General features: G+C 47.0%; 9 protein-coding genes and 1 other annotated feature. Of the genes, 1 reads left to right on the top strand and 8 read right to left on the bottom strand.

The window, feature by feature from the left end:
* Positions 1–145 precede the first annotated feature (145 nt).
* Positions 146–1,045 carry an EamA family transporter gene (locus tag RYL27_RS09265; protein WP_314966765.1) on the top strand — a complete coding sequence of 300 codons (900 nt, stop codon included), beginning with the start codon at positions 146–148 and terminating at the stop codon, positions 1,043–1,045.
* Between the two features lie 411 nt (positions 1,046–1,456).
* Here the strand turns inward: RYL27_RS09265 and trpA are convergent, their stop codons facing one another.
* The 8 genes from trpA to RYL27_RS09225 form a co-directional block, all read right to left on the bottom strand.
* Positions 1,457–2,224 carry a tryptophan synthase subunit alpha gene (gene trpA / locus RYL27_RS09260; protein WP_314966763.1) on the bottom strand — a complete coding sequence of 256 codons (768 nt, stop codon included), beginning with the start codon at positions 2,222–2,224 and terminating at the stop codon, positions 1,457–1,459.
* Positions 2,221–3,411 (bottom strand): tryptophan synthase subunit beta, encoded by a 1,191-nt coding sequence (gene trpB, locus RYL27_RS09255; protein WP_314966762.1) that lies wholly within the window; start codon positions 3,409–3,411, stop codon positions 2,221–2,223. Before trpB ends, trpA begins: the two co-directional genes overlap by 4 nt.
* A 111-nt stretch (positions 3,412–3,522) precedes the next feature.
* Entirely contained in the window at positions 3,523–4,161 is a 639-nt protein-coding gene (locus tag RYL27_RS09250; RefSeq protein WP_314966760.1) for a phosphoribosylanthranilate isomerase, read from the bottom strand.
* Positions 4,162–4,254: 93 nt separating this feature from the next.
* Positions 4,255–5,277: an anthranilate phosphoribosyltransferase gene (gene trpD / locus RYL27_RS09245; RefSeq protein ID WP_314966759.1), complete on the bottom strand. Its 1,023-nt coding sequence runs from the start codon at positions 5,275–5,277 to the stop codon at positions 4,255–4,257.
* Positions 5,278–5,403: 126 nt separating this feature from the next.
* Complete coding sequence (trpC, locus tag RYL27_RS09240) at positions 5,404–6,213, bottom strand: indole-3-glycerol phosphate synthase TrpC (protein WP_314966757.1); 810 nt, start codon at positions 6,211–6,213, stop codon at positions 5,404–5,406.
* A 12-nt stretch (positions 6,214–6,225) separates the two neighbouring features.
* Complete coding sequence (locus tag RYL27_RS09235; protein WP_314966755.1) at positions 6,226–6,804, bottom strand: anthranilate synthase component II; 579 nt, start codon at positions 6,802–6,804, stop codon at positions 6,226–6,228.
* On the bottom strand, positions 6,801–8,264 hold the full coding sequence (locus RYL27_RS09230; protein ID WP_314966753.1) for an anthranilate synthase component I family protein: 1,464 nt from the start codon (positions 8,262–8,264) through the stop codon (positions 6,801–6,803). The genes RYL27_RS09235 and RYL27_RS09230 overlap by 4 nt, the downstream gene beginning before the upstream one ends.
* Positions 8,265–8,414: 150 nt before the next feature.
* Positions 8,415–8,654, bottom strand: a binding site (T-box leader).
* Positions 8,655–8,784: 130 nt separating this feature from the next.
* A complete protein-coding gene (locus tag RYL27_RS09225) occupies positions 8,785–9,534 on the bottom strand; it encodes a DUF3829 domain-containing protein (RefSeq protein WP_314966767.1) in 750 nt (249 codons plus the stop codon).
* Positions 9,535–9,586: the final 52 nt, after the last annotated feature.

Genomic DNA, 9,586 nt, shown 5'->3' with positions numbered 1-9,586 from the left:
ACAGAACAAGGCTTCTATGCTATTATTCCTATTGTTTTACTAGGAATTAAAAAACTTCTTAGTTTAATTTTTAGAATATTTATTTATCGGTTTTCGATATAAAAGTGACGAAAAAAACATGAAAATTCTTTAAAAAGGAGTCAATATGTGGTTTATTTTATCATTAATTTCTATATTTTTCTGGTCCGGTTCGGATTTCTTTTCCAAGCTGGGATCCCCTGCCAAGGATAAGGATAGTCATTTGAAAATGCTTATGGTGGTGGGACTGGTTATGGGTGCCCATGCCACCGTTCAAGTTTTATTTCATGGCGTAAGCTTTACCAAGGAAATCCTCATTGCCTATCTGCCGGTTTCCTTTCTTTATATTTCCTCCATGCTTTTAGGCTATATCGGATTGCGCTATATTGAGCTTTCCGTCTCCTCCCCCATTTGCAATACCTCCGGTGCAGTGGCTGCTCTACTTTCCTTTATTTTTCTAAAGCAGGTCCTGGCACTACCCCAGCTTTTTGCCATTCTTTTGATTCTTTTTGCCATTTACCTGCTTTCCTATCTGCAAAAAAAGCGTGAGGATGCGGAACGAAAAAAGATGCAGGAAAAGGTGGAGGATAAATATGTAAACAGCTTTATCGCCATTTTCTTCCCCATCTTTTACTGCATCATTGACGGACTGGGCACATTTTTAGACGCGGTGGTTCTGGAAAAAATTCCGGAAGCCTCTGCAAATGTAGCCTATGAATACACCTTCTGTACTCTGGCAGTCTGCCTCTTCTTCTATTTGGTTTTTGTAAAAAAGACCAAGTTCAGCCTTCCTACGGAAGGACCGAAATTTTTAGCTGCCGTCTGCGAAACAATAGGCCAGTTCACCTATATCTATGCCATTGGAGCAAATGCTGTTGCCTCCGCACCCTTAATTTCCAGCTACTGCCTCTTCTCCGTAATCTGGGCCAGAATCTTCTTAAAAGAAAAGCTTAGCAAAGCCCAGTACCTTGCCGTTGGACTGGCGGTTTTGGGAATCCTGATATTGGGATTCTTTGAAGAAGGCTAGTTTCGATTACCCTAAGAGAGTTTTTCTCCGGTGCAGAAATGTGCCTCACCGTCCGGCAATAAAGTTTCTTTCTGAAGACAATCTAGTCCCAGCCGAACATAGAAGATTTTTCTCCAACCCGTAAATGTGCCCCACCGTTCGGCAATGAGTTTTCTTTCTGAAGACAATCTAGTCCCAGCCGAACATAGAAGATTTTTCTCCAGCCCGTAAATATGCCCCACCGTCCGGCAATGAGTTTCTTTCTGAAGACAATCTGAGCCCGTCAGTACTTGCTGAAAGCGAGTGAACGAAGCTTTCAGCTTAGTACTGCTACGAGGCGAGGTTAGTGAGAACGTGTCTGAAGAAAGAAATTCATTGCAAAGGACGGTGATATTATTCCTGAAGAAAGAAACTCATTACCGGACGGTGGCACTATAGCACCGACTTCATCGAAGCCACATACTCCCCCAGTACGGCTTCTTCCTTCCCCGGATTTTCGTGGATTTTCTTCATAATAGCGGAACCTACAATCACGCCGTCCGCATACCGGGCCACTTCCTTTGCCTGCTCCTTAGTGGAGATACCAAAACCGACGGCGCAGGGAATGTCCGTGTGACTCTTCACCATTTTCAAAAGAGAAGACAGGTCCGTGGTGATTTCCTTTCGTTCTCCCGTAACCCCAAGGGATGACACGATATATAAAAATCCTTCCGCATCTTTCGCAATCTTTGCGATACGATCCTCGGAGGTGGGGGCTACCATGGAAATGAGGGCAATACCGAAATCCCTGCAATCCTGCAAAAACTCTTCCCGCTCTTCGTAGGGTACATCGGGAAGAATCAGGCCGGAAACCCCTGCTTCTTTAGCCTTTTCCATGAACTTTCTGCTGCCGTAGGAGAAAACCACATTGGCATAGGTCATATACACAAAGGGCACATCCACTTCCTGCCGAAGTTCCTTAGTCATTTGAAAAACCTTTTCTGTGGTGCATCCCCCCTGTAAGGCCCGAAGATCCGCCTCCATAATCACCGGCCCCTCTGCGGTGGGGTCGGAGAAGGGAATGCCCAATTCAATCAGGTCTGCTCCCTTTTCCACCATAGTCTTCACCATTTTCTTGGTCCTTTCCAAATCCGGATCTCCACAGGTGATAAAGGGAATAAATGCCTTTCCCTTTGCAAATGCTTCTTTTATGCTTCTCATTCTACCAGGTCCTCCCCTCTAAAACGTGCTACGGAAACACAGTCCTTATCCCCTCTTCCGGAGATGCAGATGACAATGCTTTCCTCCTTACTCTTCTCCTTCGCTACCTTCATGCCGTAGGAAATGGCATGGGCGGATTCAATGGCGGGGATAATTCCCTCCATTTTCGAAAGATACTCAAAGGCCTCCACCGCCTCCAAATCCGTTACCGGCACATACTTTGCCCGTCCGCTGTCATGGAGTGCTGCGTGCTCCGGTCCGATTCCGGGATAATCCAGTCCCGCGGAAATGGAGTATACCGGGGCAATCTGTCCGAATTCATCCTGACAGAAGTAGGACTTCATGCCGTGGAAAATGCCCAGCTTTCCTACCGCAATGGTGGCCGCAGTTTCCTCCGTATCCACCCCTCTTCCTGCCGCCTCACAGCCAATCAGCTCTACACTCTCATCCGGGATAAAATGGTAGAAGGTTCCGATAGCATTGGAGCCGCCTCCCACGCAGGCCAATACTGCTGCAGGAAGCTTTCCTTCCTTTTCCAAAATCTCTTCTCGAATCTCCTTGGAAATCACCGCCTGAAAATCCCTGACCATGGTGGGGAAGGGGTGAGGTCCCATAACGGAACCGAGGCAGTAGTGGGTATCGGAAATTCTCTTGGTCCACTCTCTCATGGCCTCGGACACCGCATCCTTTAAGGTGGCAGTTCCGGTCTTTACGGAAACCACCTCCGCTCCCAAAAGACGCATCTTGTAAACATTTAAGGCCTGACGCTCAATGTCCTCCTGCCCCATAAAAACCACACATTCCATGCCGAAAAGGGCTGCTGCCGTTGCCGTTGCCACACCGTGCTGTCCTGCTCCGGTTTCCGCAATCAGTCTGGTCTTTCCCATGCGCTTTGCCAGCAAGGCCTGTCCCAAAACATTGTTGATTTTATGGGCTCCGGTATGGTTTAAGTCCTCTCTCTTTAAGTAAATCTTGGCCCCTCCAAGATCCTTCGTCATCTTTTCCGCATAATACAGGCGGGAAGGCCGTCCCGCATAGTCATTTAGGTAACGGCTTAACTCCTTCTGAAATGCAGGATCCGCCTTAGCCTCTGTATAGGCCTTGTCCAATTCTTCTATTGCCTGCATCAGGGTTTCCGGAATGTACTGTCCTCCGTAAATCCCAAAACGTCCGATTTTCTCTGCCATACTACTCCTTTCCGGATTTATCTTTCTTTTCATCTTCATTGCATCAACATTGCTCTTCTTTGCAACTTTATTGCTTCTTCATCTGACTTTAGTTACTTTGCTTTCATTTCTTTACAAGCTCTCGCTCTCATAGCCTCTTACTAAGCGAATAAAACTCTCCATTTTCTCCGGACTTTTCCGGCTTCCCTCATCTCCCTGCTCCTCGATTCCGGAGCTGACATCCAAGCCATAGGGGGAAAATGCTTTGATTTTCTTTACTACATTTTCCGGGGAAAGTCCTCCTGCCAAGATATAGGGGCGATGAATCTTTTGTAAAAGCTCTGCCTCTGCCTCTTTGCCTTCCCCCTTACCTCCGTCCAGAAGAATCAAATCCGCCGGGGAGGCATTTGCCCGTTCTATATCCTTTTCTTCCTTTAAAATAAAGGCCTGCCAGAGAAAGGGCTTTGTGCCAAGCTGTCCCATCTCCTGCTTAAGTTTCAAGACGTATGCTTCCTCTTCTTCCCCATGGAGCTGAACCCCTTGGATGATGCCCTCCTTCAAAAGATTCAAAATCTTTGGAATCTCTTCTTCTACAAAGACTCCCACCGCAGGAATGGAGGGTTTTAACTTTGCCCGTAGGCGCCTTGCCTGCTCCTTGTCCACATAGCGTTTGCTTTTCTTATAGAAGACAAAGCCTACATATTCTATGGGAAGCTGCTGCAAATGCTGAATTTCCTCTTCCTTTGTGATACCGCAGTACTTGACGACCATGCCAACTCCTTTCAGTACTTGACCTTCACGCCAACTCCTTTCAGCCCTCGATGCTTTATGATGCTCCTCACAGGCTTTGGCACTTGTCCCGGCTTAATTTTGGGAAGCTTTTCTGTACTCTTCCAAGAAGGCCAATGCCTTTCCGCTGCTGATGGCTTCCTCTGCCAGACGAATGCCTTCTTCAATGCTTTCCGCCTTTCCGGCAATAAAGAGGGCTGCTCCCGCATTCAACAAAAGAGCCGTTTTCTTACTGCCCTGAATTTCATTGGCCAAAAGTCCCTTGGTAATTGCCGCATTTTCCGCCGCATCTCCTCCTACGAGCTCCTCTTTTTTTCCTCTTTCCAAATGGAAGTCCTCCGGAGCAATCTCAAAGATTCGGCTTTGTCCATCCCTTAATTCACACACCAAGGTCTTGTCAGAAACGGAAATTTCATCCATGCCGTCTTCTCCGTAAACCACCAAGGCACGCTTTACCCCTAAGTGATGAAGCACCGCCGCCATAGGCTCTAAAAGTCTTTCCTGATAAACTCCCAGAAGCATGGCATCCGGCTTTGCAGGGTTGGTCAGGGGCCCAAGGATATTGAAAATGGTCCGAAAGCCCAATTCCTTACGGATAGCGCCCACATACTTCATGGCAGTGTGGTAGTGCTGGGCAAAGAGGAAGCAAAGACCGGTGCTCTTCAGCATTTCCTCCGCCTTTTCCTTGCCCTGTACAATGTTAATGCCCAAGGCTTCCTGACAATCGGCGGTGCCGGACTTGGAGGAGGCTGCCCGGTTTCCGTGCTTTGCCACCTTTACCCCTAAAGAGGCTACCACCAAGGCGGAGGTGGTGGAAATGTTGTAGCTGTTGCTGTGGTCTCCACCGGTTCCTACGATTTCCAAAACCTCCATCCCCTCATGCTTTACCTCTATGGCGTGTTCCCGCATCGCCTTGGCAAATGCTGTTATCTCCGTGATGTTTTCTTCCTCCCGCTTTCTGCAGGCCAGAGCCGTAAGAAAGGCGGTATTTTGCACCGGAGAGCTTTTTCCGTCCAGAATTTCATTCATGCTTTCGTAGCTTTCCTGAAAGCTTAAATCCTCTCCCAACACCAGTTTTTTGATACATTCTTGCAGCATACTCGCTCCTTTCTTTCCCTTACCCTCAGTTCCTTTGAAATCCTCTTTTTGACAAAAACCGTCTGTTCTATGCAGGCTGGCGATTCTACTTCTCTACACAAGATTCCTTTTTTGGTAGATCATTTCTTATTTCAATAGGCTCCGTAGTTCCTGAAGTTTTTCCTTCTTACTCTCTGCCCGCATCAGGCTTTCTCCGATTAACACCGCATTCACCCCGGCTTCCTCCAAAAGCCTTAGCTCTTCCGGCTTGGACATTCCGCTTTCCGCTACGAAGAGCTGTCCCTTCGGCACCAGATTTCTTAGGGATAGACTGTTTTCCATGTTTACGGAAAAGGTCTTTAGATTTCTGTTGTTTACCCCGATAATCTCCGCCCCCACAGAAAGAGCACAGCGGATTTCCTCCTCATCATGGCATTCCACCAAGGCATCCAGTCCCAGCTTTCCGGCAATTCCCAGATATTCCTTCAATTCCTTTTCACCAAGAAGAGAGACAATCAGGAGAATAGCTTTCGCCCCCAGAAGCTTTGCCTGATAGATTTGGTAGGGATCAATCAAAAAGTCCTTCCGAAGCACCGGCACCGTAACCGCCTCTGCGATTTCTTTTAAATATTGATTCTTCCCCAGAAAATACTTAGGCTCCGTCAAACAGGAGATGGCGTCAATGCCGGCAGCCTCATAGTCCTTTGCAATCTGTAAATAAGGAAAGTCCTCTGCGATAATGCCTTTGGAGGGGGAAGCCTTCTTCACTTCTCCGATAATGGATAAGCCCTCCTTGGCTAAGGCTTGGTAAAAGCTTTTGCCTTCTTTTTTTGGCGTGTTGTGACTTGATTCTTCCCGCTCCTCCAAAAGCCTTTCCAGCTCCAAAAGAGAAAGCAGCTTTTTCTCCTCTTCCACAGCCTTTCTTCTTTCCCTTGCGATTTCCTCTAAAATGCTCATTTGCTTCTACCCTTATACTCCCTTACAAATCCTTGCAAAGTTTTCCAAAATCTTCGCTCCATCCTTGGTCATGATGCTTTCCGGATGGAACTGTACGCCGTAAACCTTCCGTTCCCTATCTTCCACCGCCATCACTTCCTCTTGCTTGGTTTTTCCGGTAATCCGAAGCTCTGTGCCCTCCAGACTTTCCTCCTCGGCAATGAGACTATGGTAGCGAGCCACCTTCATTTTCCGGCCAAGACCTTTAAAAAGCTCCGAATCTTCCACAATATCCACCTCGGACTGTCTGCCGTGCATGGGCTTTATGGCGTGGCTTACAGTGCCGCCATAGACCTGACAGATGGCCTGTTCTCCAAGACAAACTCCAAGGATAGGGATTTTCCCCCGAAGAGAACGAATCACCTGGGGGCAAATGCCGGAATTTTCCGGTCTGCCCGGTCCGGGAGAAAGGACAATTCCTGCCGGATTCATGGCCTCAATTTCTTCCACCGTTTTCCCGTCATTTCGAATCACTTCCACCGTCTCGTATTGGGACAGCATCTGATACAGGTTAAAGGTAAAGCTGTCGTAGTTATCAATTAAAAGAATCATTCTTCCTCCTCCCCTCTTCGAATGGCTTCCACCATGGCTCTTGCCTTATTCTGGCACTCCTCAAACTCCTTTTCCTCGGAGGAGTCCACCACAATGCCTGCTCCGGAGCGAATGGCCACCTTTCCGTTTTTCTTATAGGCAAAGCGGATTGCAATACAGAGATCCAGATTTCCGTTGAAATCAATGTATCCGATTCCTCCCCCGTAGATGCCTCGGCGATTTTGCTCTATATCGTCAATCAGCTCCATGGCCCGAATCTTCGGTGCTCCGCTTAGGGTTCCTGCGGGAAGCACGGCGGAAACGCAGTCCAGCGCATCATAACCTTCCTTAAGCTCTCCCGTTACGGTGGAGCCGATATGCATTACATGAGAATAGCGCTGAATTTCATGGTACTTTTCCACCTTCACGGTGCCTACCTTGGCGATTTTCCCGATATCGTTTCTGCCTAAATCCACCAGCATATCGTGCTCGGAAACTTCCTTTTCATCCTGTAAAAGCTCCATGGCGATGCGCTTATCCTCTTCCTCTGTGGCTCCCCTCTTTCTGGTACCTGCCAGAGGGAAGGTCTGCAAAATGCCATCCTCAAGCTTCACCAGAGTTTCCGGACTGGCTCCTGCCAGCTCCAAATCCTTACTGGAAAAGTAGAAAAGGTAGGGAGAAGGATTTAAGCAACGAAGGTGTCTATAGCTTTCCAGAAGGCTTCCCTCATAATCCGCTTCCAGCCTGTTGGAAAGGACGATTTGGAAAATGTCTCCATCCTTCAGATGTCTCTTGGCCTTCTTCACCATTTGCATATATTCTTCCTTGCTGTGGAGGAGGCGGAAGTCGCTTAGGCATCTGCCGGGCTCTTCCTTCTTCTGCTCCCCGCTCTTTAAGAGCCTATGCATATTTTCCAATTCCAAAACTGCTCTCTTATAGCCCGCCTCGCCCTCGGAAAGGGACATATTCACAATCAGGAAAATCTTTTGCAGGAAGTGGTCAAAACATATTACCTTGTCAAAGAGCATCAGATCCAAATCCTGGAAGTCCTCCTCATCCTTTCCGGAAAAATGAAGGCTGTTCTCCTCATACTGGATAAAGTCATAGGCGAAGTATCCAACCAGTCCTCCGGTAAAGGAAGGGGCCCCGGGTACCTTGGGAGCCTTGTGCTCTTGAAGGATTTGCCGGATTAGAGTCTTAGGGTCCTTGGTGGGAAGCTTTAAGCCGGAGCTTTCTACGATTCCGTTTTTGCAGGAAATGCTTTGCTTCGGGTCATAGCCCAGAAAGGTATATCTCCCCCATTTTTCTCTGTCCTCCATGGACTCCAGTAAAAAGACATTTTGAGAAATATTTTTCAAAATGGATAATGCGGTGATGGGGGTAATGAAGTCCGAAAAAATCTCCTTCATGACGGGAAGCAGGCGAAGGCTTTCGTCCTTCCGGTAGGCTTCCATTTCCATAAGACTTGGTCTAATCATCATTTTCTTCCTTTCTCTATGCTCTGCATGGGATTGGCTTCTTCCTTTTAGAAAAAACACTTTGACATACTTTTGGCTTTTGCTTAAAAACTGTCTTTAGCATCTCCAAAATCATTTTTGAAAATAAAAAAACCCCAGCAGAATAAAAATTCTGCTAGGGACGAAAATTAAAGTTCGCGGTGCCACCCTAGTTCACGATTCACTCGTGCTCTTAGCAAGGTACTAACATACCTCCGGAAACTAACGCATTCCTACGCGTCATGGAATACTCGGATTACTCCTTTGACCATGCCCTCAGTGGTCCATTTGCTAAGCTGTGTTCTGCCCGGCTCTCACCTTCCCGGACTCTCTGTGAGCTCATACTTAACGTTATCTCCACCTCAACGGTTTTATAGTTCTAATATTTAACACAACTTGACTTTTCTCGTCAAGAACTTTTTATAAATTTATTTAAGCGACGTTTTTATAAATTTATTTAACTGATATCTTTCTAAATTTATTTAACTGACATCTTTAGGAATCTTTAACCGACTGCTCTGTTATAGGTTTCCGTCATCTTGGAAGCGGCCTCGCTGATTTTTTGGAAGCTTCCATCGGTAGCCCATAAAATTTGCAATTCATTCTCGGAAAATCCCTTTCCGCTTTCTTTCCGGTCAATCATCTCCTGAAGCTGCTTCTTGAAATCTCCGGCAGCATCCGCAAAGGTAGTAACGTAATAGTTATTATCAAAGCCTTCCTTCTCCGCAGCATCTTTATCCTTGGAAAGGGGCACAAATTCCAAAAGCAGGGTAGCCAGCTCGTCATACGCAGGACGTATCTTTGTCAAATCAAGGTCGGCAATATTGGCTTCCGCTACATTGGGCTGCTCAGAAAAGGCATCAATAATTTGATTTTTCAGATCCATGATTCTCAGCATATCATAGCGGATCGTAAGGCCGTTATCCTTCATTCTCTGCATTTCTTCTTGCTGTCTTTCCACAGAAAGGCTATGAATGGCTGCGGTATAAGTATCTGCCGGATCGATATAGCTTTGTACCAAAGGGAAAAGTCTGCTATGAATTTCCTGTGCCTTGGCATACTGATCATCCTTATAGGCCTGCAAATCTCCATAGCTGGCCGCCTCGTTATAAACCTTCATGGTTTCCAAGACAATAGGAGCCAAAGTTTTTACCTGCTCATCCAAGTCGGGGAAATTGGTTCCTGCATTGGCCTGATCCAGATAGTTCTGTACCTGCTCCATGTCATAGTCGCTAAAGCTGACCGTAGTATATATTTTTAGTAGAGACAGGGTTTCACCGTGTTAGCCAGGATGGTCTCAATCTCCT

Source organism: Oribacterium sinus (assembly GCF_963537195.1).
Classification (GTDB): Bacteria; Bacillota; Clostridia; order Lachnospirales; family Lachnospiraceae; genus Oribacterium; species Oribacterium sinus_A.
Note: the sequence above shows the minus strand (reverse complement) of the source record. Positions and strands in the feature narration are given on the sequence as shown.

Excerpts from the sequence above, each read along its gene's own strand:
- RYL27_RS09265 (WP_314966765.1), top strand. The coding sequence starts at position 146 with ATGTGGTTTATTTTATCATTAATTTCTATATTTTTCTGGTCCGGTTCG.
- trpA (WP_314966763.1), bottom strand. The coding sequence starts at position 2,224 with ATGAGAAGCATAAAAGAAGCATTTGCAAAGGGAAAGGCATTTATTCCC.
- trpB (WP_314966762.1), bottom strand. The coding sequence starts at position 3,411 with ATGGCAGAGAAAATCGGACGTTTTGGGATTTACGGAGGACAGTACATT.
- RYL27_RS09250 (WP_314966760.1), bottom strand. The coding sequence starts at position 4,161 with ATGGTCGTCAAGTACTGCGGTATCACAAAGGAAGAGGAAATTCAGCAT.
- trpD (WP_314966759.1), bottom strand. The coding sequence starts at position 5,277 with ATGCTGCAAGAATGTATCAAAAAACTGGTGTTGGGAGAGGATTTAAGC.
- trpC (WP_314966757.1), bottom strand. The coding sequence starts at position 6,213 with ATGAGCATTTTAGAGGAAATCGCAAGGGAAAGAAGAAAGGCTGTGGAA.
- RYL27_RS09235 (WP_314966755.1), bottom strand. The coding sequence starts at position 6,804 with ATGATTCTTTTAATTGATAACTACGACAGCTTTACCTTTAACCTGTAT.
- RYL27_RS09230 (WP_314966753.1), bottom strand. The coding sequence starts at position 8,264 with ATGATGATTAGACCAAGTCTTATGGAAATGGAAGCCTACCGGAAGGAC.